At 56.0% G+C, this 23731-nt stretch carries 28 protein-coding genes; 11 read left to right on the top strand and 17 right to left on the bottom strand.

Annotated elements, in window-relative coordinates; genetic code table 11:
- Window positions 1–147 precede the first annotated feature (147 nt).
- Entirely contained in the window at window positions 148–1317 is a 1170-nt protein-coding gene (locus M8010_RS07530; protein ID WP_250090002.1) for a GNAT family N-acetyltransferase, read from the top strand.
- Window positions 1318–1359: 42 nt separating this feature from the next.
- Window positions 1360–2010 (top strand): hypothetical protein, encoded by a 651-nt coding sequence (locus tag M8010_RS07525; RefSeq protein WP_250090001.1) that lies wholly within the window; start codon window positions 1360–1362, stop codon window positions 2008–2010.
- 2 nt (window positions 2011–2012) lie between these two features.
- Here the strand turns inward: M8010_RS07525 and M8010_RS07520 are convergent, their stop codons facing one another.
- Genes M8010_RS07520 through M8010_RS07510 form a run of 3 tightly spaced genes read right to left on the bottom strand, consistent with a single transcriptional unit; the run spans window position 2013 to window position 4202 of the window.
- Window positions 2013–3389 (bottom strand): nicotinate phosphoribosyltransferase, encoded by a 1377-nt coding sequence (locus tag M8010_RS07520; protein WP_250090000.1) that lies wholly within the window; start codon window positions 3387–3389, stop codon window positions 2013–2015.
- A complete protein-coding gene (locus M8010_RS07515; RefSeq protein WP_250089999.1) occupies window positions 3383–3931 on the bottom strand; it encodes an isochorismatase family protein in 549 nt (182 codons plus the stop codon). Before M8010_RS07515 ends, M8010_RS07520 begins: the two co-directional genes overlap by 7 nt.
- Before the next feature lie 55 nt (window positions 3932–3986).
- Window positions 3987–4202 (bottom strand): dodecin, encoded by a 216-nt coding sequence (locus M8010_RS07510; protein WP_250089998.1) that lies wholly within the window; start codon window positions 4200–4202, stop codon window positions 3987–3989.
- Window positions 4203–4393: 191 nt separating this feature from the next.
- On the opposite strand from M8010_RS07510, the gene M8010_RS07505 reads away from it, so the two are divergent.
- Window positions 4394–5227, top strand: a complete 834-nt coding sequence (locus M8010_RS07505) for a DUF3750 domain-containing protein (protein ID WP_250089997.1) — start codon at window positions 4394–4396, stop codon at window positions 5225–5227.
- A gap of 90 nt (window positions 5228–5317) precedes the next feature.
- Here the strand turns inward: M8010_RS07505 and M8010_RS07500 are convergent, their stop codons facing one another.
- The 5 genes from M8010_RS07500 to M8010_RS07480 all read right to left on the bottom strand — a co-directional run bounded on the left by M8010_RS07500 (window position 5318) and on the right by M8010_RS07480 (window position 8416).
- Window positions 5318–5641 carry an AzlD family protein gene (locus M8010_RS07500; RefSeq protein ID WP_250089996.1) on the bottom strand — a complete coding sequence of 108 codons (324 nt, stop codon included), beginning with the start codon at window positions 5639–5641 and terminating at the stop codon, window positions 5318–5320.
- Complete coding sequence (locus tag M8010_RS07495; RefSeq protein ID WP_250089994.1) at window positions 5638–6387, bottom strand: AzlC family ABC transporter permease; 750 nt, start codon at window positions 6385–6387, stop codon at window positions 5638–5640. The genes M8010_RS07500 and M8010_RS07495 overlap by 4 nt, the downstream gene beginning before the upstream one ends.
- A gap of 53 nt (window positions 6388–6440) precedes the next feature.
- Window positions 6441–7295, bottom strand: a complete 855-nt coding sequence (locus M8010_RS07490; protein WP_250090155.1) for an NAD-dependent protein deacetylase — start codon at window positions 7293–7295, stop codon at window positions 6441–6443.
- A gap of 154 nt (window positions 7296–7449) precedes the next feature.
- Window positions 7450–7620 carry a DUF1127 domain-containing protein gene (locus tag M8010_RS07485; protein ID WP_502846205.1) on the bottom strand — a complete coding sequence of 57 codons (171 nt, stop codon included), beginning with the start codon at window positions 7618–7620 and terminating at the stop codon, window positions 7450–7452.
- Window positions 7621–7858: 238 nt separating this feature from the next.
- Window positions 7859–8416 carry a DUF1415 domain-containing protein gene (locus tag M8010_RS07480; protein WP_250089991.1) on the bottom strand — a complete coding sequence of 186 codons (558 nt, stop codon included), beginning with the start codon at window positions 8414–8416 and terminating at the stop codon, window positions 7859–7861.
- A gap of 113 nt (window positions 8417–8529) precedes the next feature.
- Between M8010_RS07480 and M8010_RS07475 the strand changes: the two genes are divergently transcribed.
- A complete protein-coding gene (locus M8010_RS07475; protein ID WP_250089990.1) occupies window positions 8530–9432 on the top strand; it encodes a haloalkane dehalogenase in 903 nt (300 codons plus the stop codon).
- A 138-nt stretch (window positions 9433–9570) separates the two neighbouring features.
- Here the strand turns inward: M8010_RS07475 and M8010_RS07470 are convergent, their stop codons facing one another.
- On the bottom strand, window positions 9571–11157 hold the full coding sequence (locus M8010_RS07470; protein ID WP_250089989.1) for an ABC-F family ATPase: 1587 nt from the start codon (window positions 11155–11157) through the stop codon (window positions 9571–9573).
- Window positions 11158–11315: 158 nt separating this feature from the next.
- Here M8010_RS07470 and M8010_RS07465 point away from each other — a divergent pair, with 158 nt between their 5' ends.
- The 3 genes from M8010_RS07465 to M8010_RS07455 all read left to right on the top strand — a co-directional run bounded on the left by M8010_RS07465 (window position 11316) and on the right by M8010_RS07455 (window position 13450).
- A complete protein-coding gene (locus M8010_RS07465) occupies window positions 11316–11621 on the top strand; it encodes a peptidylprolyl isomerase (RefSeq protein ID WP_284047948.1) in 306 nt (101 codons plus the stop codon).
- Entirely contained in the window at window positions 11621–12577 is a 957-nt protein-coding gene (locus tag M8010_RS07460; RefSeq protein ID WP_250089987.1) for a succinyl-CoA synthetase subunit beta, read from the top strand. The genes M8010_RS07465 and M8010_RS07460 overlap by 1 nt, the downstream gene beginning before the upstream one ends.
- Window positions 12578–12667: 90 nt before the next feature.
- On the top strand, window positions 12668–13450 hold the full coding sequence (locus M8010_RS07455; RefSeq protein ID WP_250089986.1) for a substrate-binding periplasmic protein: 783 nt from the start codon (window positions 12668–12670) through the stop codon (window positions 13448–13450).
- A gap of 9 nt (window positions 13451–13459) precedes the next feature.
- Here the strand turns inward: M8010_RS07455 and M8010_RS07450 are convergent, their stop codons facing one another.
- Window positions 13460–14638 (bottom strand): M24 family metallopeptidase, encoded by a 1179-nt coding sequence (locus M8010_RS07450; protein WP_250089985.1) that lies wholly within the window; start codon window positions 14636–14638, stop codon window positions 13460–13462.
- 79 nt (window positions 14639–14717) lie between these two features.
- Complete coding sequence (locus tag M8010_RS07445) at window positions 14718–15536, bottom strand: DUF2059 domain-containing protein (protein WP_250089984.1); 819 nt, start codon at window positions 15534–15536, stop codon at window positions 14718–14720.
- A 123-nt stretch (window positions 15537–15659) separates the two neighbouring features.
- Between M8010_RS07445 and M8010_RS07440 the strand changes: the two genes are divergently transcribed.
- Entirely contained in the window at window positions 15660–16349 is a 690-nt protein-coding gene (locus tag M8010_RS07440; protein ID WP_250089983.1) for a transglycosylase SLT domain-containing protein, read from the top strand.
- 7 nt (window positions 16350–16356) lie between these two features.
- On the opposite strand, the gene M8010_RS07435 is transcribed toward M8010_RS07440, so the two are convergent.
- Window positions 16357–17253 (bottom strand): LysR family transcriptional regulator, encoded by an 897-nt coding sequence (locus M8010_RS07435; RefSeq protein WP_250089982.1) that lies wholly within the window; start codon window positions 17251–17253, stop codon window positions 16357–16359.
- 128 nt (window positions 17254–17381) lie between these two features.
- On the opposite strand from M8010_RS07435, the gene M8010_RS07430 reads away from it, so the two are divergent.
- Complete coding sequence (locus tag M8010_RS07430; protein WP_250089981.1) at window positions 17382–17579, top strand: hypothetical protein; 198 nt, start codon at window positions 17382–17384, stop codon at window positions 17577–17579.
- An 83-nt stretch (window positions 17580–17662) separates the two neighbouring features.
- Here M8010_RS07430 and M8010_RS07425 read toward each other — a convergent pair whose 3' ends face one another.
- Window positions 17663–19345, bottom strand: coding sequence for an AMP-binding protein (locus M8010_RS07425; protein WP_250089980.1), 1683 nt, complete (start codon window positions 19343–19345; stop codon window positions 17663–17665).
- A gap of 442 nt (window positions 19346–19787) precedes the next feature.
- Between M8010_RS07425 and M8010_RS07420 the strand changes: the two genes are divergently transcribed.
- Window positions 19788–20702, top strand: a complete 915-nt coding sequence (locus M8010_RS07420; RefSeq protein WP_250089979.1) for a glutathione S-transferase family protein — start codon at window positions 19788–19790, stop codon at window positions 20700–20702.
- A 27-nt stretch (window positions 20703–20729) separates the two neighbouring features.
- Here M8010_RS07420 and M8010_RS07415 read toward each other — a convergent pair whose 3' ends face one another.
- From M8010_RS07415 to M8010_RS07405, 3 genes are all read right to left on the bottom strand, one after another.
- On the bottom strand, window positions 20730–21356 hold the full coding sequence (locus M8010_RS07415; RefSeq protein ID WP_250089978.1) for a TPM domain-containing protein: 627 nt from the start codon (window positions 21354–21356) through the stop codon (window positions 20730–20732).
- A gap of 62 nt (window positions 21357–21418) precedes the next feature.
- Window positions 21419–22159 (bottom strand): TPM domain-containing protein, encoded by a 741-nt coding sequence (locus tag M8010_RS07410; protein WP_250089977.1) that lies wholly within the window; start codon window positions 22157–22159, stop codon window positions 21419–21421.
- Entirely contained in the window at window positions 22159–22722 is a 564-nt protein-coding gene (locus M8010_RS07405; protein WP_502846204.1) for a LemA family protein, read from the bottom strand. Before M8010_RS07405 ends, M8010_RS07410 begins: the two co-directional genes overlap by 1 nt.
- Before the next feature lie 254 nt (window positions 22723–22976).
- On the opposite strand from M8010_RS07405, the gene M8010_RS07400 reads away from it, so the two are divergent.
- Complete coding sequence (locus tag M8010_RS07400; protein ID WP_250089974.1) at window positions 22977–23261, top strand: YebG family protein; 285 nt, start codon at window positions 22977–22979, stop codon at window positions 23259–23261.
- A 13-nt stretch (window positions 23262–23274) separates the two neighbouring features.
- On the opposite strand, the gene M8010_RS07395 is transcribed toward M8010_RS07400, so the two are convergent.
- Window positions 23275–23703 carry an Lrp/AsnC family transcriptional regulator gene (locus M8010_RS07395; protein ID WP_250089973.1) on the bottom strand — a complete coding sequence of 143 codons (429 nt, stop codon included), beginning with the start codon at window positions 23701–23703 and terminating at the stop codon, window positions 23275–23277.
- Window positions 23704–23731: the final 28 nt, after the last annotated feature.

The following is a 23731-nucleotide window of genomic DNA, read 5'->3' as shown; positions in this document are numbered from 1 at the left end:
GGCAATCCTCCGTTGTTACAGACAGCAGTCTATCACGCCAGTGCAAGAACCCTGTTTTGTATCATTTTTCTTTGCATAACCTTTACATGGTGATCATCTGGAGGATTCTGGCGTATGGTAGGAATAAACCACGGAGACTCCCCGACCATGCCTGAATCCGGCACGCCTGAACTTAAAATCCGTAGCGCCCGGTCCATCAGTGATATTAACGCAGACGACTGGCACCAGTTCAGCGGAACGGACAACCCGTTTCTGCACTACGACTTCCTGCTTTCACTGGAAGAGTCCGGCTGCACAACCGCCGCCACGGGCTGGACGCCATCCCATCTGATGTTCTACCTGGACGACCAGCTCGCCGGCGTCGCTCCCGCGTACCTGAAAACTCATTCCATGGGTGAATACGTTTTCGACTGGGCCTGGGCGGATGCCTATCAGCGTTACGGCATGAATTACTATCCTAAACTTCTGATTGCTATACCTTTTACCCCTTGCCAGGGGCAGCGATTATTGTTCTCGGAAAAGCTTCGTGACTGGATGACGCCAGAGCGAATCCACCAGGCGCTGGACTCGGTCACTGAAGGCCTCGATGCCCATTCCTGGCATCTGCTGTTTCCGGACCGCAGGGACCAGGAGCTGCTGGATATGGAGGGGACGCTTCATCGTATCGGCTGCCAGTTCCACTGGTATAACCATGGCTATAAAACGTTTGATGACTTTCTCGCCAGTCTGACATCGCGAAAACGTAAGTCCATCCGCAAGGAACGAAGACAGGTAGCAGATCAGGGCATTTCATTCCGGCATTTTTCAGGCAAGGATATGCCCGCTCACGTTCTTTCGGCATTTTACGTGTTCTATCAGGCCACGTACCTGAAACGTGGGCAACGGCCTTACCTGAACAGTGACTTCTTTCACCAGTTGCGGGAAAGACAACCAGAGCAGCTCCATATCATCATGGCGGTCAAGGATGAACAGATGATTGCCGGAGCCCTGTTTCTCGATGGTGGAGATACCCTCTATGGCCGCTATTGGGGCTGCCTGGAGGAATTCGACCATCTGCATTTTGAAACCTGTTACTATCAGGGGATCGAGCTGGCCATTCAACACGCACTGACACGATTCGACGCCGGTGCCCAGGGAGAGCATAAGCTGGTTCGGGGGTTTGAGCCGGTAATAACTCACTCCTGGCATGGAATATTGCACCCCGGTTTCCGTGAGGCCATTGCCAGGTTCACGCAGGAAGAGGCGGAGCATGTCACTGCCTATGCTGAGGACGCCCTGGACGCTTTGCCTTTCAGGCAAGTCGAGCCGGATCAGTAGCAGAGTTAAGGCACTTACTGACATTTTACGGAGCGTGCAGCCATGGAATCGGACTATCTTTCCGAACTTCTAAACAATGACCACCTTGTTCTTCTGATTGCCGGGGCAGCACTGATCGTGGCAATCATCGCCATATTGTCCGGAACCGCCGCCCGGCGCAGGCTGTCAGAGCACAACGATGCGTTGAAACAGCGGGTCGACAGTCTGTGGCAGGACATGGATGAAATGCGGGTATCGCAGTTCAATGGCCCTGGCGCGGCCGGGAGCAGTGACATTACCGCCAGTGAACGATTTTCCGCAGAGAAAGCTGCTTACGAGGTAATATGGCCGCTTGTCTGGTCACTTCACGACAAACTGGGTATGTTTCTTCGGGCTGTAGAGACTGATGAGCACGCCGGAGAGCTGCGTCTCGAGGCACGCAACGCCGCGCTGGAAGCCCGCAAATCTTTAAATCGGGTACGTCCCTTCTGCCATGGCGACATCGATGAACTGATCACTCAACTGATCGATAACCACATAAAGGCCCACCTGGCCGCCTGTCACTTCATGGACTTGAGCAAGGACTCCCTGTCCTCCAGTTCGAACCACGAAAAGGCGGTACAAAAAGAAAAGTTCCGCATGCTTTACGACGGACAGTCCAGGGAAATGCTCGATCAGCTGGTTAAGGCCATCCGGCAGAGGATGCTCCGATAACTTCAACCCGAGTTGGGTTCCCGCCCCCTCCTGACCTTTTCCAGAGTATCCCGCTGCAATGCCCTCAGAAAGTCACTGATCACGGTGGGCGCCTCCCCGATTGGCTCGAGGGAAAGAAACCGCCTGGGCAGGGTATCAATGGCATTGCGCGCTGTAGCAACCTGGTTATCCAGTGAGCCAATGGCGCTTTCAATAACCTGTCCCTGCTTCATCACCGCTTTCAGCAAGGGATTACCATCAAACACCTCATCCCTGCCCGCAACAACATCCTCAACGATGCGGCCATCGGGCCCCAGGCGCCGGTATATCTGTTTCGGCCCGGGAAATGACTGCTTACCCGGAGAATTCTTCATGCGCGGAAGGCTGGCGTATTCGGTCAGCTTGAAGGCAAGTTCCAGCGCCGGATCATCGTTCGACACGCCAATTGCCGTACCCACTCCAAAACCGTCGATGGGCGCTCCCGAAGAGACAAGATCGGCGATCTTGTACTCATCCAGGCCACCGCTTGCCATTATTTTTACGTCTGTCAGACCGGCTTCATCCAGCATCTTCCGGCAATCCAGGGCTTCCGCAGCAAGGTCCCCGGAATCAAGGCGAATACCGCTGATACTGGCCTCCGGGTCATCTTTCAGCCAACTGATGATTCGTCTGACTGCAATGCGGGTATCGTAGGTGTCGACCAGCAAGGTTGTGCCCGGATAAAGATTGGCATATACCCGGAATGCATCCATTTCATCGGCGCACGCCTGCACAAAGCTGTGTGCCATGGTGCCATAGACGGGCATATTGAAATCCAGACCCGCCAGGACATTGCTGGTGCCTGTCAGGCCCGCCAGGCGATAGGCCCTTACAGCTCGGTGAGCGGCATCCAGCCCGTGAGTCCTGCGCATGCCGAAATCAACCACTGGCCGCCCTTCAGCCGCGAATGTCAGCCGTACAGCTTTGGTAGCCAGCACAGACTCCAGATGCACGTAATTCATTACCAGGCTTTCCAGCAACTGCACCTCGGCGATCGGCCCTTCGATCTCTAACAGGGGCTCCTGGGGAAACAGAGGCGTACCCTCCGCAACCGAATAAACCGAGCCGCTGAACCGGAAATCCCGCAGCCAGGCCAGGAACTCCGGCTGAAACCGGTTGAGGGAATCCAGGCGCTCAATGTGTTCGTCGGTAAACCTCAGTGCCTCAATAACGGAAACAACGCTCTGCTGCCCGCAGGCAAGAACAAAATTCCGGTTTTTCGGGAGTTCACGAAAGAACAGGCTGAACACAGCTGTTTCATCCATGCCCTCCGACCAGTACGCCTGGGCCATGGCCAGTTCATACAGGTCGACCATCAATGACAGGTCACCCTGTCTGACAAGCGGGGGTTGCGTCAGCACAGGTCAGCGCCCTCCTGTTTCAGTTGTTCAAGGACTGCCGGCGCTTCATCTGCCTCAACGGCACGGGTTCCGTCACAAATGAGCTCGACTTCAAAACCGAGTTTCAACGCATCCTTTACGGTCGCCCGAACGCAGACATCAAGCGCCAGGCCGGCGACAAACAGGCGATGGATGCCGTGGCGCCGAAGGAAGTTGTCCAGTTGAGTGCCATCAAATGCGGAGTAGGCGTCGGTATCGAAAGCCGTTCCCTTGCTGACTCGTATCGCAGAATCAGGCAACTCCATTTTCGGATGAAATTCAGCCCCGTGAGTATCCTGAACACAGTGAACCGGCCAGGGGCCACCGCGATCCTGAAAACTCACGTGATCAACCGTATGCCAGTCACGGCTGGCGAAAATTGGCCACCCTGCGTCTTGTGCCTTGCTGATCCACTGATTGATAGCTGGAAAGATCTCGTCACTGCCCGGAACAGCCAGACTGCCGCCTTCACAGAAGTCGTTCTGAACATCAACCAGTAACAGAGCGTTTGGCCCAGTACCCATAAGACTACCTCCCATGGTTTTACCAGATGTAGATGTTCGTTCACATTACCGAATGTCAGCTTCCCTCTATCCGGAAGCCAATTTTAAGGACGACCTGGTAGTGTCCGACTTTTCCATCAGCAACATGGCCACGTGTTTCCTGTACTTCAAACCATTCAATATTCCGAAGGTTCTTGCTGCATTCGGCAATCGCATTTTCAATAGCATCCTCGATACTTTTTGTCGAGGAACCAACCACTTCCACCTTCTTGTAAACATGATGGTCGGACATGACACCTCCTGTCGGTATGGCCGCCAATTTCAGGCAAACTCTTTTCAATACCTGTATTTTCAGCCTATACCAGTAAACTGGGGCCAGCAAACACCCGGGAAATTTCAATGCAGGAACTTTTCCGCTCAATTGAACTCTGAGATTTTCTGTGTCGTAAACTGGTCACTATCCTCCACCTACACCGGGACACGATGAGAAAGATTAAACGCTGTTTTATAGGTGTCGCGCTGACATTGTCGTTATTACTTGCAGGCCCGCTTCTTCTGGCTGCGTGTGCAGGCCTCCAGGATTCAGGCAGTTGGCGAACGGCAGACCGCTCCAGCTCGGGCATCGCCCCAATTCCGCAACAGGAACAGGCGGCAGTGGTTCAGGTCTACGGCGCCCGTGCCTTTAACTGGCGCGGCTATTTTTCTTTGCATACATGGATCAGCACCAAGGAAACTGGCGCCAATAGTTACTACGTGCACGAGGTAACCGGCTGGCGGCACTATGTGGTCCAGTCCCGGCCTGACGACCCGGACCGCGCATGGTTTGGAGCGCAACCAAAATTGATCGCGGATTTTCGGGGTGAGCAGGCCGAGCGGATTATTGAGCAGCTTGGCGATGTTATCAAAGAGTATCCCTACCCCACGGAATACGAGGCCTGGCCAGGCCCCAACAGCAATACCTTTGTCGCCTGGGTCATCCGCCAGATTCCGGAAATGGACGTTGCCCTGCCCAACCATGCCATCGGTAAGGACTACCTGGGCGATGGTATTGTCTCTGAGGTTCCCGGTGGTACTGGTTACCAGTTTTCTCTCGGCGGTTACTTCGGAATACTGGCGGGCGTGCGCGAGGGGCTGGAATTGAACATTCTGGGCCTGTCTTTGGGCGTTAACCCACTGGGGCTCGGCATCAAACTACCGGGAATCGGCGAGCTGGCCTTACGCAATACCAACCCCATGCCCGAATCTACGCTTTCAGCGCCTGAAACCAGTGCCATTGAGACGGTCGGAGCAGGCAAGGCCTCCCAAAAAACACTTTGAATACGTCCTTGTACGCTTGGGCTCCGCCATCCATGGCTCCGCACATTTTTGGGAGGCCTTGCCTGCTCCGCCCTGCTTTGGCGGTTGGCGCTACAGTACAGTGAAACCTGCGAAGCGCACCAATCCCGCGGCAGCGATGCCTGCTGCAATGGCGGGCAAAGGCTTCCTGGTTGCCAGCATAATGACAGCTGTTACGAGTAGAGCAGCCACTGAGCCAGCGTCTCCACTGAACGCCATTGGAACGATGATGGCGATCAACACCGAGCTGGCCATGGTGTTGATGAAGCTCTCGATACGAGGATTGATGGTTACGAAGGACATCAGGAATACGCCGCCGAAGCGCGTCGCGATGGTGACAACGGTCATTACGGCAATCAGGGCCAGGATGCCGGCAGTGGTGGTTTCAATCGTCATGACGAGCCTCCGTCTTCGGCAACGGCCTGCCCGGTGTCAGTGGGTTTCTTTTCCAGCCAGAAGAAGCCGATTGCGCCGCCGGCGAGCGCGCCGACTACCACGTGAGTGTTGGGTGGCAACCATTTCCAGGCCGCCAGTGAGGAGGCTGCGGCGATCGTCCAGGCGACCAGCGTCCGGGGTGTTTTGTTACCGCCCAGTGCCATGGATAGCAAGAAGCAGCCCAGTACCATATCCAGGCCCAGGGATTTCGGGTTCTGCAGCAACCCGCCAAAGTAGACACCCAGCCAGGTTCCAAAGATCCACGCCAGCCAGAGGACGAGCCCACCTCCCAGAATGACCTCCAGGTTGCGTTTGCCGCTCTGGTATTCCTGAGCCGACACTGCCCAGTTGGCATCTGTCAGGAACAGGAGCAGGCCGTAACGGCGGCCAGGAGGCATGTCCCGGAGCATGGGGTATAACGAAGCCCCCATCAGCAGGTGACGGGAGTTGATGGCAAACACCACGGCAATCAATGGAATCAGGGAAACTTCGCTGCCCCACATATCCACGGCAGCAAATTGCGACGCGCCGGCAAACACAGTGAAGCTCATCAGTATGGCCTGCAGGGGTTCCAGCCCTTTTTGCACCGCCGCCAAACCGAAGGCAGCACCGAATGCCACCACGAAGAATGAGATGGGTAAGAGCCGGAAAAACTCAGCACGGACTTTTTCGGGCTTGAATTGGTAGGAATATGTACTGGCGTTCATCTAAGCAAGCTAATGAAATCGCCACCAGATGCGTATAGGTAGTTGCCGAAGCATCAGAGCTGGCCGAGGGTTGCTGCCAGGCTCTCGCTGATCTCTGCGTTGATTTTAAGGTCCACTACTGAATCGGCGCGGGTACGGCCCAGGTTCAGTGTCGCCATGGGTTTGCCCCATTCCCGGGCGTAACGGCAGAAGCGGAGGCCTGAATACACCATCAGCGACGAACCGATCACCAACAGGCCGTCGCTGGCTTTGAGGGTGTCCAACGCCGAGTACACACGATCCTTGGGTACATAATCCCCGAAAAACACCACATCCGGCTTGAGAATACCGTCGCAACGCGGACAGTCGGCAATTCTGAACCGGGAGAAATCCACTTCAAGATCCGCATCGCCATCCGGTGCGGCGCCTGCTGTGTATTGTTCAAATTCCGGGTTCATATCCGCACAGCGTTCATGCACTTCATCCCGCTTGCAACGGTAACCACAGCTCATACAGATGACTTCATCTGCCCTGCCGTGCAAATCCGTCACCGAACGACTACCGGCCTGCTGATGCAACCGATCCACATTCTGGGTCACCACCAGGCGGCTGTGATTGCGTAACTCCAGTTCGGCAATATGACGATGAGCGGTGTTGGGCCGGGCATTCCGTATCACCGGCCAGCCAATGAGGCTGCGGCCCCAGTAACGCTGCCGCACCTCCGCGCTGGCCATGAAATCCCGATGCTGTACCGGTTGCTTGCGTTTCCAGGCACCCTCGCCATCCCGATAATCCGGAATGCCAGAGGCGGTACTGACGCCAGCACCGGTCAGTATCATCAGGCCAGGATGCCGGTGGATGAACTCTGCCAGCATGGCACCGGCCTCCTCCGGTTTATGTAACACCAGAGGGCGATCATCGGCGGGCATGGTAACGCCTTTAGCGGGCTGGTGGATTGCAGACATCAAACTCTCACTTGTTTAAACACCACCCTACTTTAAGGAGCGCACAGGGTCCTGCCAATAGGCATCACCGGAAAACACACCCAAGCGGCAGGGCTGACTTTTAGAATCTACATTGCGCTCAAGAACCGCTTGCGCGTGTTTTCCAGAACGGCTTACGCAGTTCCTCCTGTCGCTGTGCTTGGCTCACGCCGATGTCAGCCAACAGGTGCGCGTCCAGCCGGGCAAGCTGCCCCCGGGTGCGACGGGTCTGGATCATCTGCGTCAAAAACCCCACGAAAGAAACCGCCATGCCCGCACTGCGCACTCTTCCGACCGGGTGTACCGGTTTCGCGGCCGCAAGTGGTGAAGAGCAAAGAAATCCCTTTTGAGTCGACGAATAAACCTGTGCAGTAGTCATGGCTGTTCCCCCTCTTGCGCTGTTATCAGCCTGTTCATCCTGAACGGTTTTTCGCAATGGTTACAGATTCACTTCGCTGGTATTTCGACCGGTACAGATCCGGAAAACCCCGTCTGTCATGGTCTGTTTTCTAACTATCTGTACTGGTCGACTGGATCCGCGAAAGCGTCTGAAACAACTCTTCGGCACCAAGCTGTTTCATCAGCGCAATGTTGCGTTCAGGGATCGAATCCGGGTTCGGGTGGCTGTCCACCGCCCCGGCCACGCTGGATTCACGCAGAAGATGCAGAACTGGGAAAGGCGAGCGGTTGGTGTAGTTTTCCGCATCCTCCGGCCCGGTGCCCGCAAAGCGGTAATCCGGATGGAAGCTGGCAACCTGGTAAACCCCGTCAAGCTCCAGAAGTTCAAGCAGCCCGTCCGCGGCCGACAGAAAGTCGTTGTAGTCATCGAATTCCGTCAGGGTGCCGGGGTGAATCAATAGGGTAGTTTCGATTTCCAGGTGTTCATGAAGCAACCTCAGTTCCGCCTGCAAATCTGCTATCAGCGCCTCTTCCGAATCCGCCGATGACACCACAAAACGGATCCGGTTATTGACCAGTTCCTTGCGGGCAAATGGGCACAGGTTCAGGCCGATCACCACCTCTTCCAGCCATTGCCGGGTTGCTGTTTCGATCACTGACTTATCCAAAAAATCTCCTGGTTTGAACTTCAGATCTGGCCCACAGATTCCTCAGAGTCTGTGCTATGTTAAGCAAGCTTACAATAATTCTGCGACAACTATCGGCGAAACAGGAAAGCAAAATGGACGCACTGCGCACCCCGGAAGAACGCTTCAACCGCCTGCTCGACTACCCCTTCGAGCCCCACTACCTGGAAGTTGATGGCCTGCGGATGCATTACGTGGACGAAGGCCCCGCCAACGCAAAACCCGTGCTGATGATGCACGGAGAGCCGTCCTGGTCTTACCTGTACCGCCACATGATCCCCATCTGCGCCGCCGCGGGGCATCGCGTGGTCGCTCCGGACCTGATCGGCTTTGGCAAGTCCGACAAGCCCACCGACATCAACGCCTACAGTTACCAGAGCCATATGGACTGGCTGCAATCCTTCCTGGACCAGACCGGCCTTCAGGACATTACCCTGGTCTGCCAGGACTGGGGCTCGTTACTGGGCCTGCGCCTGGCTGCCGAGAACCCGGACCGTTTCCGTGCCATCGTTGTCGGCAATGGCATGTTGCCAACCGGCGACCAACCGGTGCCGAAGGCTTTTCAGCTATGGAAGAACTTTGCCCTTTACAGCCCCTGGTTTCCCATTGCCCGCATCATCAACACCGGCAGCTTCCGCACCCTGGGGCCGGACGAACGCCGCGCCTATGACGCCCCGTTCCCAAGCAAAAAATACAAGGCCGGCGCCCGCGCCTTCCCGAAACTGGTACCGGTGAAGCCCGACGATCCCGCCAGCGAAGCGAACCGTGCTGCCTGGAAGGTACTGGAACAGTGGCAAAAGCCGTTCCTGACCACCTTCAGCAACGGCGACCCCATTACTCGCGGCGGCGACCGCTACATGCAGGGGCGCATTCCCGGCGCCAAAGACCAGCCCCACACCACCCTGACCGGCGGCCACTTCCTGCAGGAAGACTCGCCGGTACAGTTTGCCAATGCGGTGAACGATCTGATTACGCGGATGGATGCTGGAAATCACTGAGGCACGTAAAGCGAGCGGGCAGGTCTTGCCAAAATCGTGCGTAGCCATGGATGGCGGAGCCGAGCGTACATGGATGTATTCACAGCATATTTTGGCAAGACCTGTCCGCTCGCGCTCGCACCAATGCTACAACGTACCTCAGTAGTAGCCCTGGCTGCGCAGATAATCATCGTAACTGCCGCTGAAATCGGTCACGCCACCCCCGGAAAGATCCAGAATGCGCGTCGCCAGTGACGACACAAACTCCCGGTCATGGCTGACAAAAATCAGCGTTCCCGGGTAGTTTTCCAGCGCCAGGTTCAGCGCCTCGATAGACTCCATATCCAGGTGGTTGGTGGGTTCATCCATCAACAGCACATTCGGCTTCTGCAGAATCAGCTTGCCAAACAACATGCGGCCTTCCTCGCCGCCGGAAATCACCTTGACCGACTTGCTGATTTCATCTCCCGAGAAAAGCATGCGGCCAAGGGTGCCACGAACCATCTGCTCCCCATCCGGCGTCCACTGCGCCATCCAGTCAGACAGAGTCATATCGTTGGCGAAATCATCGGAATGGTCCTGGGCGTAGTACCCTACCTGGGCACTGTCGGTCCATTTTACCTCGCCGCTGTCCGGCACCATTTTACCGGCCAGGCACTGCATCAACGTCGTCTTGCCGATGCCGTTGGGGCCGATAATCGCCACGCGCTCGCCGGCTTCAATTTTAAGATCCAGATCTTCAAACAGCGGCTCGTTTTCGAATCCTTTGGTAAACCCATGAAGCGTTACGGCCTGACGATGCAGCTTTTTGGTCTGTTCAAAACGGATGAACGGGCTGACCCGGCTGGACGGTTTAACCTCTTCAAGTTGAATTTTATCAATCTGGCGTGCCCGGGACGTCGCCTGCTTGGCCTTGGAGGCGTTGGCAGAGAAACGGCTGACAAACTGCTGCAGCTCCGCAATCTGGGCCTTCTTCTTGGCGTTGTCCGACAGCATGCGCTCCCGGGCCTGTGTGGCAGCGGTCATGTATTCATCGTAATTGCCCGGGAACAGCCTCAGCTCTCCGTAGTCCAGATCCGCCATGTGAGTGCATACACTGTTCAGGAAGTGGCGGTCGTGGGAAATGATGATCATGGTGCTGTCCCGTGCTACCAGTACGCTTTCCAGCCAGCGGATAGTGTTGATGTCCAGGTGGTTGGTGGGCTCATCCAGCAGCAGGATATCGGGGTCGGAAAACAGCGCCTGCGCCAACAACACACGCAACTTCCAGCCTGGTGCGATCGCACTCATCGGGCCATTGTGCTGTTCCAGGGGAATGTCCAGGCCCAGCAGCAGTTCCCCGGCACGGGAATCCGCCGTATAGCCGTCCATTTCGGCAAACTGGACTTCCAGGTCTGCCACGGCCATGCCATCTTCCTCAGTCATTTCCGCCTGCGAATAGATGCGGTCCCGCTCTGCTTTCACCCGCCAGAGCTCCTCGTGGCCCATGATGACGGTATCGATAACCGTGCAGTCTTCATAGGCGAACTGGTCCTGGCGCAGTTTGCCCAGTCGCTGGTTCTGGTCCACCATGACCTGGCCGGCGGAAGGTTCCAGGTCGCCGCCAAGTATTTTCATGAAGGTGGACTTGCCGCTGCCGTTGGCACCAATCAGGCCATAGCGGTTACCGTTGCCGAATTTGACGGAGACGTTTTCAAACAGGGGCTTGGCCCCGAACTGCATGGTAATGTTCGCGGTGGAAATCAAGAAGGAAGCCTATCAATAGTGATTGCCGGCGCAGGCCGGTTAAGAAAAGCGGGCATTGTACAGGTTTGCGGCCGAAATCGTGAGACAGCAGAAACACGGATAAAAACTGCTTGCCTCGGAGGCCGAGGCCGGGCAGCATTTCAGCCTCGGTATTACCAATGCACCTTCTTTACAAAGGAAACCCCATGACACAGGCAACAGCGCGCCACATTCTGGTAGACAGCGAAGCAAAATGCGAAGAACTGAAGGCGGCCATCGAAGGCGGCCAGGACTTTGCGGAAGTGGCAAAACAGCACTCTTCCTGCCCGTCCGGCCGTAACGGCGGTGACCTGGGTTCCTTCGGCCCAGGCCAGATGGTTCCGGAATTCGACAAGGTGGTGTTCAGCGGCGAAGTGAACAAGGTTCTCGGCCCGGTGAAGACCCAGTTCGGCTACCACCTGCTGGAAGTCACCAGCCGGAGCTGATGGGCGCACACCTGCCAACGGACTTCCCCGCCCGCAAGGCACGGATATGGCAATATCTGGCCTTTGCGGGCGTGATCCTGATCACACCCTTTTTCTTTATTGGCGGCCCTGGATGGACTGATGGCCCACTGTACAAGTCCGCCTGGAACCTCGGGCATATCCTGTTTTTTGCCCTTTTGACGTTAGCCATTCAACCCTGGCGCTTCTGGACCGGCTGGGCACTGTGGGGCCTGTCCACACTTATGGTACTTGCGCTCGGCCTGGGTATAGAGCTGCTTCAGTATGGCGTCAACCGCCAGGTAGACTGGCAGGACATCTTACGCAATCTGCTTGGATCGTGGGTGGCTCTTGCTGCCCGACCCTTGCCGCCGCAGGTCCAACATTCACGGCTGACCACCTGGTCTCTGCGAATCATCGTCGGCGCACTGTTGGTTGCCCAGGTCGGTGCCACTGCAGAGGTTGCCGTTCAGCAATACAAAGTCAGCCAGTTATTGCCGGCACTCTATGATTTCAGCCAGTCAGATGCTTCACCATTCTGGAAAGGGCCAATCGCCGCTGCTTCCGGCAGCACAAACAACAGCACCTCAGGTGAGCTGGAGATATCCCTTTCCACCAGCCGCTATTCTGGCGTATCCCTGGACAATTTTCCGGGTGACTGGCGGGAATACAACCGCCTGGTGATCGTGCTGTACAACCCACAGGATCACCCCCTGCGGATGACGCTGCGAATCAACGACCTTGAACATGATCTGGGTGACAACGCCTACAACGACCGTTTCAACACACGATTGGTGCTGCCACCCGGGGAACGGAGCTTCCAGCTGGATCTGGACCTGATCCGAAACGCCCCTGCCAGTCGAAAAATGGATATGGGGTCAATCCGGCGGCTGGGGCTTTTTGCCTCAGGTTTAACGGAACCGAAAACCGTCTACCTGCGTGTAATCAGGCTGGAGTGACGTATCACCCTGTTTGATCTAATATTGTTAACAATTGCATTACGGATGACGCCCTCCGTCTATCGTGCAGTTCCCATTGCAGGCATTTGAATGAAGTTAGTATTTGCGCAAATGGTTGCGCTGATGTTCTTTTGGTCGGCTTCTGCACTCGCGGATGTTAAGGAGCGGCAACTGACTATCAGCGTTGGTGACTGGCCTCCTTTCTTCGTTGAAGATGAGCCCGGCCAGGGTAATGTTGCCCGACTGGTCAGGGATATCTTTGCAGAACAGGGTTATGAGTTGGAATTCCACTTTCTGCCCTGGAAGCGTGCTTACCGCGAAGCAGCCGCAGGCAGACATGATGCGACCGCTATATGGATGTACGCTGCCGACCGGGAGCAGGACTTTATCTACAGCGACCCGGTCATGAACGAACGCTTTGTGCTTTTTCACCGAAAGGACAGCCCTGTTCAGTGGAATCGTATGGCGGATCTTTCAGACCTCCGACTGGGGGGCAGTATCGGTTACAGCTATGGGTTGAACTTCGACAGGGCCGTCGAAAACGAGGTCCTTAATGTGGAGTGGGTGGCGTCCACCGAGCTCAATTTCCGCAGACTGTTGTTCGAACGCATTGATGCCTTTCCTGAAGAAATCAGCGTCGGCTACTACATTCTGCGCCGGGAACTGGGGCAGGACGAGGCGCAACAGATTACTCATCACCCTGAACCTGTTTCCGAAAACCAGAGCTTCCTGCTGTTCCCGTCGGATGATCCGGATACAGACAGGCTTCGGAAGGCCTTCAACCGGGGCCTGAAGGCGTTCAAAGACGACGGCCGCTACGACACCTATTTCGATACCAGGCCCCAGGCTTCGCCCAACAAACTGACTGATTGATCGTGCAACTCAGTCCAGCCGCCAGGGATTGGACGTCAGCGGTTCCGCTCCATGCTCGCCGACCAGAACTGTATCACTGCAGCCGATACCCCACTGCCCCGGGATTCGCAGGCAAATCGGCAAGTGAAAGACCATGCCCTGCTCAAACACCGCCGATTCACCGCGAGCGATAAAGCCGGACCCTTCCACCCAGGACGGCGGAAACTGCGCCCCCACGGTATAGCCAAACACCCCGGAGAAAAACACTTCGTCAGCCAACGGTGACATGGCCTGCTCAGCGGCCCTTGCGGCGGAATCAAAGGATTTCCCCGGCACCATGGCAGCCTGCAGGGCGTCCACCACGCGACGGCAGCCATCGAAAACAGAGCGCATGCGGGGCAAGGGTTCGCCCGCCACAACGGTGCGCATCATCGGCGCCGTATAGCGCTGCCAGACAGCCCCGAACTCCAGGAACACGGTATCGCCATCTTCCACCCTGCAACGTTTATGGTTGGTGTGAATCACGCTACTTCGCTGCCCCACGGTTACGATGGGCTGCATGCTCATGAATTCACTGCCACCCGCCAGCAGTGCTTGGGCACCCACAGCTGCGATGTCATTATCGGTCATGCCGGGCTGTATGGCTGATGCGGCGGCGTCTATGCCCTGCCCGGTAATGCGGGCGCTTTGTCTCAGGCAATCTATTTCCGCGGGCGATTTCACGATGCGGATACCCTTGAGCATGGCGGATGCATCCACAAACCGGACGTCCGGCAGCCGCTGTTTCAACCCTTCGACAACACCCTGGCGCAAAGAGCCGTGCCAATAGTCGATACCCACCGTTTTGCCATGCCCACTCAGGGCTTTCGACAACGGGTCCAGCACATCCCCAATCCCCTCCCAGCGATAACCAATAACGTTATCAACCCGCGTGGTAATCATGGCAGGACCGGTCTCAATGGAAGGTACCTGTAACGTCAGGGATTGGGCAGTAACCACCAGGGCCACGTGAACAGAAACCTCGAAGGTACTATAACCCGTCAGGTAGAAAAGATCGGATGGGTCTGTCAGTAACAACGCCCCGACTTCGCCAGCAGCCATTTTGGCCCTGAGTTGTTCGAGCCGCTGATCGTATTCAGCCTCGGGGAAGGGACACTCCCGCCCCCTCAGTTCATTGGCCAGTGTTTTCTGGTAGGCGTTAAAGTCCATGGGGGTCGTCTCCGAGTGGAGGAAAGGTATCTACTGGAGACTGGACCCAAACCGGCCGCATTTCAAACCCTGACGGGGTTTATTGCGGATTGAAATACCGCGTCAACTGGCTGCCCACCGATTCCACCGGGTCGGTAATTGAACGCTGGATGCTGTTAGTAACTACCCGGGTGAACGCCGACCCGGCGTCACTCTCGAGAAACTCAATGTAGTCTTTTAATTCAGACGTGCTCAGTTCCTGATACGTATAGAGGTAGCCAACGTAGACCTGCTGGGCGACCAAGCCCTGCAACATGCCCCTCTGGCTTTCGATTTTCTGTTGCAGCTGCTCAAAAGTGGGGCCCTTGCTGCCATTGAAGACCGCCATGGCCGAGGCCAGGCCCAATTGAACGGCAACGGTGGTATCTACCGTACTTTCGGTGGCCCGGGCTGCACTGTCGAACCGATCAAAGAGCTTCTCGCGCTCGCTGCCTTTATAGGTTTCCTGTAAGCCGGCTGCCGCGGCCTCCACGTCTTTCCACACTGCCGGCCTGGACGCGGCAACCTCTGCCCTGGCAATCTTCTCTGCCAGTGGTGTTTCGTACCAGGTTAGTACCGAATTCAGTTGCTGGTCACTCAACCCTTGGTTCAGATCCTCAATCACCTGTGCGCGAATTTCCGCAACACTGAACGAATTGCTGACAACATTACCGATCGTATTGGCGATGAAAGGTTCAACCCTGCCACTCTGTTTCAGGCCCTCACGGACACCCTGGCTCATCATTGCCGGATACTGAGCGACAATCTCATCAATGGGTGACGCCCGTAGCACCGAGTCGGCAAGGGGGCTTGCCGTGGCGGAAGTACAGACCAGCAGTAGAAAAAGTAAAGCCGGTTTAACTTGGGATAGTGCGCGCATGAACCTAATATCCTTTGAGAACGGAGGTTTGTTATGCCATGGAGCCAACTCCACCTGCAAGCAAACCGGGCCGACGTTTGATGACCATTTTGTAGTGTGGAGAAAGAGAGCCCAGACCCATTCATGAAGAAACGTCGTAACCGACTGAAAATCTGGAAGTCGCGACTTCGCTGGTATGGGCTACCCTCACTGGGCCTGGCCATTGCGATTTTGGCAACCATCCGGTTCAGCCTGCTGGAACCGGACCCGCCGGGAAACCCGGAAGACGTTTGTGAAATCTTCCGCGAGCACCCGGTCTGGTATGACTATGCCAGCCGCTCGAAGGAGCGCTGGGGCACGCCCATTGCCACACAACTGGCGTTCGTTTATTACGAGTCTTCTTTCCGCAGCCATGCCCGACCGCCCCGCACCCAGCTTTTGGGCTTCATCCCCTGGTCCCGGCCAACGTCTGCTTACGGCTACGCCCAGGCCCTGGACCCTGCCTGGGGCGAATATCTCGAGGCGAACGGCGACGGATTATCGGTGGTGCGAACGAATATGAAACATGCACTGGACTTCGTGGGCTGGTACAACCACCTCACCAACCGTGACGTGGGTATTCCGCTGACCAGCCCGGAGAAGCTCTACCTTGCTTACCATGAGGGCAGAACCGGGTACCAGCGACAAAGCTTCCTGGCCAAGCCGGCGGTGATGTCACTGGCAGAGCGCGTGCAAAACCGGGCCTTCCGTTACCATCGCCAGTTACAGACCTGCGAGGAAGAGTTCCAGTGCTGGCGTTTCTACCAGTTCTGGCCTTTTTGTGGCGACTGGTGAATACCGGTCAGATCGCCTCTCCTTCCACTTGCGGTGAGAGCTTTGCCAGCTTGGTGGTAAGAAACTCCATCACTATCCGTACCCGTGCCATTTGCTGGGTTTCGTGGTTGACCATCAACCAGAGATCCACGCCCTCGCCCTCAAGAGGCGAGGACAGCCGCTTCAGCTCCCGGGTGCTGTCCCCCAGGTAACACGGCAGTGCTGCGAGGCCAGCGCCGGCCCTCGCCAGGGCATGCATGGCCTGAAGGCTGTTGCAGCGAATAATGGAAGAGGCGTTTTTCAGGTGCTTGCGATACCAGCGTCCGGTCGCAAGGTGACTAAAGCTCTCGTCGGGAAGAATCCAGAGCTGCTGATCCGGCGCATTCTCCAGATCCATATCGGGATTGCGCTTACAGTACCGTGCCGCTCCGTAGATGGCCGACTCAATGGTACCGACACGCTCGCCTTCCAGGGTAGCCTGAGGTTTATTCACCGGCCGCAACGTCAGATCGGCTTCACGGTGGCTGAGATTGAGCACATCATTATCGGTGAGTACTTCCAGCTCAATATCCGGGTATTCCCGAACCAGGTCCGCAATCATCGGGCTGATCAGCGCATTGACCATGGTATCGGTAGCGGCAAGCCTGACCTTACCCACTGGGGCGGAATCCTGCCCTACAAGCTGGCGTTCAAGGTTCTCCATATCGCCGGTCAGTCTTTCGGCTGCACGAAACGCGGTTTCACCTACTGGCGTCAGCTGCAATCCATCGCGGTTGCGCTCAAAAAACTGAACGCCCAGTTGTTCCTCCATCTGGTCCAGACGGCGAAGCACTGTGGTCTGGTGCACACCCAGTATTTCACCGGCTTTGGCGAGGGTTCCACCTATTGCCAGTGCGTGAATATATCGAAGATAATCCCAATCCATAGCTACTGCATATTTGCAACGTGAGTACGGATTTTAACGTATTTAAGCTGCAAAAAAGAAGGTGTATAGTCATTTACATAGTCAGCTAACCAATATTTTTCAATTCACCAGATAAGGAGGAAGGCGCTATGACTCAACACCATATCGCAACCGTACACCCGCAGCCATCCAGTATCCTCCACAACAGTACTGATGTCAGGCGCCAATACACCCGTGCAGCCGCGAAGCAGGTCGTGCAGGTAATCAGCCGGAAAGTGAATTCCTGGAGAAAGAAGGCACCATCCGCAACGCCGGACATGCCCCAGATGATGCAGGGCGGGCACTAAGCCCTCACCTGTAAAGGAAGACAGATTTCATAAGCACCGGTGGCCCTGGATATCCAGACCCACCGGTGTTTTCATTTCAGGGATCAGAACTCCCAGATCACCTTCTTTTTTTTGCCGAACCACTCATCCATCTTGCGGTTGTAGTAGTCCTCGATGACGTTTCGCTTGATCTTCATGGTCGGCGTCAGCATGCCGTTTTCCATGGTCCATGGTTCTTTCACCACCACCACGAAGGCCAGCTTTTCGTGGGATTCGCACTTGCTGTTTACCGCATCCAGCTCCGCCGCCAGCTCCCGCTCGAGTTCATCGCGGCTGCCCCCGGCTTCAAGCTCTTCGCGCGCTTCCTCTGATAACAGCACCATCAGACAGGGCTGGGGCTGATTGGCACCGGCCACGCAAACAACTTCGGCTTTCGGGTGATTGAAGTTATTCTCGATGGGCACCGGCACCACGTACTTGCCCTTGGAGGTTTTGAACAGGTCCTTCACTCGGCCGGTAATTCTCAGGAACCCCTCACTGTCAATTTCTCCCATGTCACCTGTCTTCAGAAATCCATCGTCGGTGATGTCTTCACGAGTCTTTTCCTCATTTTTGTAATAGCCCAGCATTTGCCCGGGGCTTTTCACCTGAACTTCCTCGCCCTCTGCCAGGCGGTGCTCCACGCCCGGGTTGGTGACACCCACGGTACCAGGCTTCGCTGAGCCGGGGCGGTTGGCATGGGAATAACCGAAATTCTCTGACATGCCATACACTTCCAGCAATTCCAGACCCAGGTTACGGTACCAGGCAATGATTTCGCCAGACAGTGGTGCGGCGCCGGTCAATGCCGCGCGACAATGGTCGAGCCCCAGTTGCTTGAGCACTTTCTTTTTCACCAACCGGTTTAGCAGGGGAATATTGAAGAGGATTTTCTGCTTCTTCGGCGGCAGCTTGTTATTGACACCCAGGTAAAACTTCATCCACAGCCGCGGCACCGAGAAAAACAGCGTAGGGCGTGCTCTTTGCAGATCTTCCTGGAAGGTCTCCAGGGAATTGGCGAAATACAGATGGAAGCCGTAGTAAAGTGACTGGGTTTCCACTGCGGCACGTTCTGCCACATGGGCAAGCGGCAGATAGGAAAGCATGCGCTCGTCCTGACTGACCGGGAAGATCTGCTGCAGGCCGTCCGCCACGGATATCATGGTGCGGAAACTGTGCATCACGCCTTTCGGTCGCCCAGTACTGCCAGAGGTGTAAACAATGGTCGCCAGATCGTCCGGATGGGGCAGCTTTGGTTCCGCCGGTTCCTGGTTTGCGATGATATCCAGCCATTTCGGGGTATCGTCACGGGGCGACATTGGCAAAGAAATAATCGGCAGGACATCAGGAATGTGGCCCTTGATGTCGTTCCAGCCGTCAGCTGTGCCATCGAGCTTGCCCAGGAACAGCAGTTTTGCTTCGCTGTGTTCGAGAACATAGGCCGCTGTATCACCGTTCAACGTGGGGTAGAGCGGAACCGAAACATGCCCCGCAGCCCACGTGGCCAGGTCACACAGAATCCAGTGCGCGCTGTTTTTACCCAGAATGGCAATATTGCTGCGCTCGGGAATATCCAGAGTGCCAAGGTAAGCGGCCATCCGGGAAACCTGATCTGCAGCCTGCTTCCAGGTGATATCTTCAGTGGTTCCGTCGGGAAAGGGTTGCGTCAGATATACCTTATCGGGGGCCTTCTCTGCCCAATGGTAAAGGCAATGGAGGGAGGTTTGCTTTGCACTGTCTACAGCCATCGATGGCTCCTTGTTGTTATAGTCTGGAATCACTTTATTTTTATCAGACTAAAGCATAGTACCTGTATTTGCGGTTTCCTCAAGCTCCCCTCATCGCGGAATCACCTCGTTGTCAAACCGAGAAAATGCGACTCGCAACACAAACTATGTCGTGACATATATCAATCATGGTCTACGGTGTTAAGGCAAGCGTAATGGACAACAACAAAAATGGTTACTCTGGAGGTAGCTTTGAGAACAACAACCCGCTCGTCACTGATCTTTCCCGCCTGGGCCTTAATTTGCACAGGCGCTGTCGCTTTCCTGTACTGCGCATCAGCAGGGCTCCTGACCGCCTGAGTGGCCCACCCGGACAACCTTCGGGGCTTCCGCCAGGGCATCTTCCAGCGTACCCTTCCTTACCTCGTCAGCTGATACTGTCAACAAGGAAGGGTTCTGCCCCATGCAAGATCTGATTCTGTTCCACTATGCCATGTCACCCTTTTCCGAAAAGATCCGGGTGATGCTCGGTTATGCCGACCTTTCCTGGCAGTCCGTAACCGTGAAAGAAATGCCGCCGAGGCCCGTACTCTCGATTCTGGCAGGTGGCTACCGGAAGGTTCCGATAGCCCAGAGTGGCGCAGATGTAATTTGCGACAGCCGTGCCATCGCCGATGAGATTGTCCGGCTGAGCGGCAAAAAAGAATTGGGTCTGGCGGGACAACCACAGGAAGTTGTCGATTTCGTGCGAAGCACCGATCTGGAGGTATTCCTGGCCTGCGTAATCGCCGCCAGCGACGGTCGCATGCTGAAAAAGCTGGTCAGGGAAACCTCTCTGTTTCACGCGCTCCGCTTTCTCAAAGACCGCATTGCCATGGGCAGGAAATCCCGGGTAAAGGCACTCCGTGGCCCCCAGGCCAAAGAGAAAGTCCTGAGTCATATCAGTAAAATGGAATCCATGCTGGGAGCAGACTTCCTGTTCGGAAACAGCCCCTGTATCGCCGATTTTTCCGCCTACCATGGCCTCTGGTTTGTGTGCGACCTGGCCGAAAAACCCTGGCTGCGTGACTATCCGAAAGTACAGGCCTGGATGGAGCGGATGAGAGCCTTCGGTCATGGAGATTTCCGGGAAATCACTGCCGAGCAGGCGCTGAACGTCGCCCGTGACGCCATGCCAAGGGCTATAGAAGCTGCCGGTGATGACCCGCTTGTCGGAAAGAATGTAGAGGTCGCACCGGATGATTACGGGCGGGATCCGGTTAGCGGCAAACTGGTGTACGCCGATAACCAGTCACTGGTACTCGGGCGCTCCCATAAACGGGTCGGCCAGGTACACGTGCACTTCCCGCGCCAGGGGTTCGCCGTAAAACCAGCCTGACGAAATCAGGCTGGGCTTTGAGGGGCATCAAGAACGTTTCGGTATTAACACCAGGTGATTGGGCAGTTCGTTTTTCTCATGGGTAGCGGGCACCTGCTCCCGAAGGTGCTGCCCGCAGCTTTCGATACATTGCAGGAAGCCTGCCAGAGTATCGCCGCTGCGCACCCTGTCGGTAAAGGTTTTGACAATACCATCCCACACATCGTCGCCGACCTTTGAAGCGATCCCCTGATCGACGAGTATTTCCACATAATGCTCGGCTTCCGAGACGAAAATCAGCATCCCCATACCGCCTTCAGTGTGGTGCAGGTTCTGCTCCAGGAATTGCCTGCGGGCCATATTGGAGGCCCGCCAGAAACGCACCTGTTTTGGAATCAGGTGATGCCCCACTCCCGGAAACTGAAGCAACAGGCAGAGCACGAGAAAGGTGGCCCACTGGACCACCAGCAACCAGTCGGCGCCGAGGGAGCCTGTGAAGTAATTGATGGCGCCAGGAATCAATAGCGCAACGATGCCTGCCCAGAGCAGCGGTATGTAGGCGTAACTGTCGGACGCATCCGCCAGCACAGTAACCAGTTCCGCGTCGGTTTCCCGCTCAACGTCTGAGATGGCCGAGGCCACCTGTTGTTGTTCCTTGTCTGTTAATAGCGTCATGTTTGTTCCGAGTTTGCTGAATCAGGGGGTTCCGTGTTTGTGCACCTTGTGGCAAGGCATGGCTACCAGCCGCCGGACGCTCCACCGCCACCGAAGCCACCGCCTCCGCCGCCGAAGCCGCCACCTCCGAAACCGCCACCGCGACCACCACCAAGCCCACCGAGAAGAGCGCCAGCCAGTATGGCGCTACGACCACGTCGGCCGCTCGAGAAAAACACAACCAACACGATGATGAAAAACAGAATACCCAGTGCAGGATGGGGTTTGTCACCTTCAGCACCGGAACGCCGCGACTCTGGCACCGCGAGGGGTTCGCCACCCAGAACCTGAACCATGGCCGCAGCACCATTGGCTATGCCAGAGGCAAAATCACCTTCCCGGAATGCGGGAGTAACAATCTGGTTGATAATAGTGGCGGAGGTGGCATCTGTAAGACGGCCTTCCAGGCCATAGCCCACTTCGATACGGATTCGTCGCTCATCTTCAGCAACAATCAGCAGAGCCCCGTTATCCTCACCTTCCTGACCGATACCCCAGTGCCGGCCAAGCTGATAGCCATAATCCTCAATGGCGTAGCCCTGCAGATCAGGAAGAGTAACCACTACAACCTGCTCGGTGGTCGCCTGCTCGTGGGCTTCGAGCATCCGGGCGAGGTTGGCCTCAACCTTCTCGGGAAGCATTTCGGCGCGATCGACCACGCGGCCCGTCAGCTCAGGAAAGTCAGGGGTGGACTGGGCCATTGCAGCCTGGAAAAACAGGGTCAAGGCTACAAATACGATTATCCGACGCAACAACACAGGCATCAGAATTCCACCTGAGGTGCATCTTCCGCATTGGGAGCTGTTGCCTCAAAGTTGGCCCTCAGCTCCATCTCGCTGTACAGGAAGCTGTGCCAGATACGGCCCGGGAAAGTGCGAATCTCGGTATTGTAACGCTCAACCGCCTGGATAAAGTCCCGCCTTGCCACCGCAATGCGATTTTCTGTGCCTTCCAACTGGGATTGCAACGCCAGAAAGTTCTGGTTGGACTTCAGATCAGGGTACCGCTCGGACACTGCCATCAGACGGCTCAACGCGCTGCTCAGCTCTCCCTGCACCTGTTGAAACTGCTTCAGCTTTTCGGGATTGTTGAGAATGCTTTCGTCTACCTGGATCGATGTGGCCTTGGACCGGGCCTCGATCACCGCCGTCAGGGTTTCTCGCTCCTGCTCGGCAAAACCTTTCACGGTTTCGACCAGGTTCGGGACCAGGTCTGCACGCCGTTGATACTGGTTTTCTACCTGCGACCAGGCTGACTTGACCTGCTCGTCATAGGTTGGAATGTTGTTTATGCCACACCCGGTCAATACCAGGGCCAGCATGGACATAACCACTAACCGGAAGACAATTCGGCCGGGAACGGCAATTTTCGGGTGGTGCATAGCGTATCGGTTCCTTGATGAGTATGGAGGCCAGTTGCTGAATTCCGAGACACTAACATACTTCCGCCGCCGCATCTGCTTGTCCCCTCCCCAAGCCACGACAAACACTGTATACATATACAGACCTGTTCGATATACTCTCGGTAAATCAATAAACCCCACCAGACACGAAAACGTGCGGAAACACACTGGAGAACATCATGGCCGTACAGGCGCTGTATTACTCTGAGAGGGACGGACTGGAGATGGCACTGAAACACCCTGACACAATGCTCTTTTCGTCCAAAGCTGAAGCCGACGCCCGGGACAAGGTACTGGAACTGGCCGAGGAAATTACCCAGTTCCTTCAGGCGCGGGTTGAAGGCATGGACGAAGCCATGGCTGAAAAAGCGGCACTGGCCATTGCCGAAGAGAAAGACCTGTTCGCCAAGGCGCTGAAGAAGCCTTCCCTGTTGAATGAGCAGTCGCAGACTGCCACTGACTGACGCCAGTAGCTACTCAGCGGCGAAAACGCGTCTCCAGCACCACCGCTGAGTTGGTTCGCTCCACCCCTTCCAGGTTGCCGATCTCGTCGAGTATTGCGCTGAGCTCTTCCAGCGACTGTGCCTGAACAATAGCGATCAGGTCGTACTCGCCACTGACCGAATACAGCTGTGATACCTGGCTTATTTGCTCAAGGGCGGTATTGGTCCGCGACGTCAGTTTCTGAAAGACCTTGATCGACACATGTGCCTCCACCTGATTGGCCGAAAACTCCCCACCCAGTTGCACCGAATAGCCACGAATTACACCACCGGCTTCGAGCTTCGCTATTCGATTCTGCACAGTTGAGCGCGAGACGCTCAGAGCCCGGGCAAGGTCAGAAATACTGGAGCGGGCATTCTGGCGGAGCTTCAATAACAGTTGTTGGTCCTGCTTGTTAAGCATATTGCCAAACCTTTATATCAATTTGCAC

Origin of the sequence: Marinobacter sp. ATCH36 (assembly GCF_023555055.1) — a bacterium.
Lineage (GTDB): Bacteria > Pseudomonadota > Gammaproteobacteria > Pseudomonadales > Oleiphilaceae > Marinobacter.
Note: the sequence above shows the minus strand (reverse complement) of the source record. Positions and strands in the feature narration are given on the sequence as shown.

Coding starts and splice junctions, on each gene's coding strand:
- M8010_RS07440 (WP_250089983.1), top strand. CDS start 15,660: ATGAAGAAACGTCGTAACCGACTGAAAATCTGGAAGTCGCGACTTCGC.
- M8010_RS07510 (WP_250089998.1), bottom strand. CDS start 4,202: ATGTCCGACCATCATGTTTACAAGAAGGTGGAAGTGGTTGGTTCCTCG.
- M8010_RS07515 (WP_250089999.1), bottom strand. CDS start 3,931: ATGGGTACTGGGCCAAACGCTCTGTTACTGGTTGATGTTCAGAACGAC.
- M8010_RS07395 (WP_250089973.1), bottom strand. CDS start 23,703: ATGCTTAACAAGCAGGACCAACAACTGTTATTGAAGCTCCGCCAGAAT.
- M8010_RS07475 (WP_250089990.1), top strand. CDS start 8,530: ATGGACGCACTGCGCACCCCGGAAGAACGCTTCAACCGCCTGCTCGAC.
- M8010_RS07420 (WP_250089979.1), top strand. CDS start 19,788: ATGCAAGATCTGATTCTGTTCCACTATGCCATGTCACCCTTTTCCGAA.
- M8010_RS07525 (WP_250090001.1), top strand. CDS start 1,360: ATGGAATCGGACTATCTTTCCGAACTTCTAAACAATGACCACCTTGTT.
- M8010_RS07430 (WP_250089981.1), top strand. CDS start 17,382: ATGACTCAACACCATATCGCAACCGTACACCCGCAGCCATCCAGTATC.
- M8010_RS07490 (WP_250090155.1), bottom strand. CDS start 7,295: ATGCCCGCCGATGATCGCCCTCTGGTGTTACATAAACCGGAGGAGGCC.
- M8010_RS07450 (WP_250089985.1), bottom strand. CDS start 14,638: ATGGACTTTAACGCCTACCAGAAAACACTGGCCAATGAACTGAGGGGG.
- M8010_RS07465 (WP_284047948.1), top strand. CDS start 11,316: ATGCACCTTCTTTACAAAGGAAACCCCATGACACAGGCAACAGCGCGC.
- M8010_RS07400 (WP_250089974.1), top strand. CDS start 22,977: ATGGCCGTACAGGCGCTGTATTACTCTGAGAGGGACGGACTGGAGATG.
- M8010_RS07455 (WP_250089986.1), top strand. CDS start 12,668: ATGAAGTTAGTATTTGCGCAAATGGTTGCGCTGATGTTCTTTTGGTCG.
- M8010_RS07405 (WP_502846204.1), bottom strand. CDS start 22,722: ATGTCCATGCTGGCCCTGGTATTGACCGGGTGTGGCATAAACAACATT.
- M8010_RS07435 (WP_250089982.1), bottom strand. CDS start 17,253: ATGGATTGGGATTATCTTCGATATATTCACGCACTGGCAATAGGTGGA.
- M8010_RS07495 (WP_250089994.1), bottom strand. CDS start 6,387: ATGAACGCCAGTACATATTCCTACCAATTCAAGCCCGAAAAAGTCCGT.
- M8010_RS07530 (WP_250090002.1), top strand. CDS start 148: ATGCCTGAATCCGGCACGCCTGAACTTAAAATCCGTAGCGCCCGGTCC.
- M8010_RS07415 (WP_250089978.1), bottom strand. CDS start 21,356: ATGACGCTATTAACAGACAAGGAACAACAACAGGTGGCCTCGGCCATC.
- M8010_RS07485 (WP_502846205.1), bottom strand. CDS start 7,620: ATGGCGGTTTCTTTCGTGGGGTTTTTGACGCAGATGATCCAGACCCGT.
- M8010_RS07425 (WP_250089980.1), bottom strand. CDS start 19,345: ATGGCTGTAGACAGTGCAAAGCAAACCTCCCTCCATTGCCTTTACCAT.
- M8010_RS07410 (WP_250089977.1), bottom strand. CDS start 22,159: ATGCCTGTGTTGTTGCGTCGGATAATCGTATTTGTAGCCTTGACCCTG.
- M8010_RS07460 (WP_250089987.1), top strand. CDS start 11,621: ATGGGCGCACACCTGCCAACGGACTTCCCCGCCCGCAAGGCACGGATA.
- M8010_RS07500 (WP_250089996.1), bottom strand. CDS start 5,641: ATGACGATTGAAACCACCACTGCCGGCATCCTGGCCCTGATTGCCGTA.
- M8010_RS07505 (WP_250089997.1), top strand. CDS start 4,394: ATGAGAAAGATTAAACGCTGTTTTATAGGTGTCGCGCTGACATTGTCG.
- M8010_RS07445 (WP_250089984.1), bottom strand. CDS start 15,536: ATGCGCGCACTATCCCAAGTTAAACCGGCTTTACTTTTTCTACTGCTG.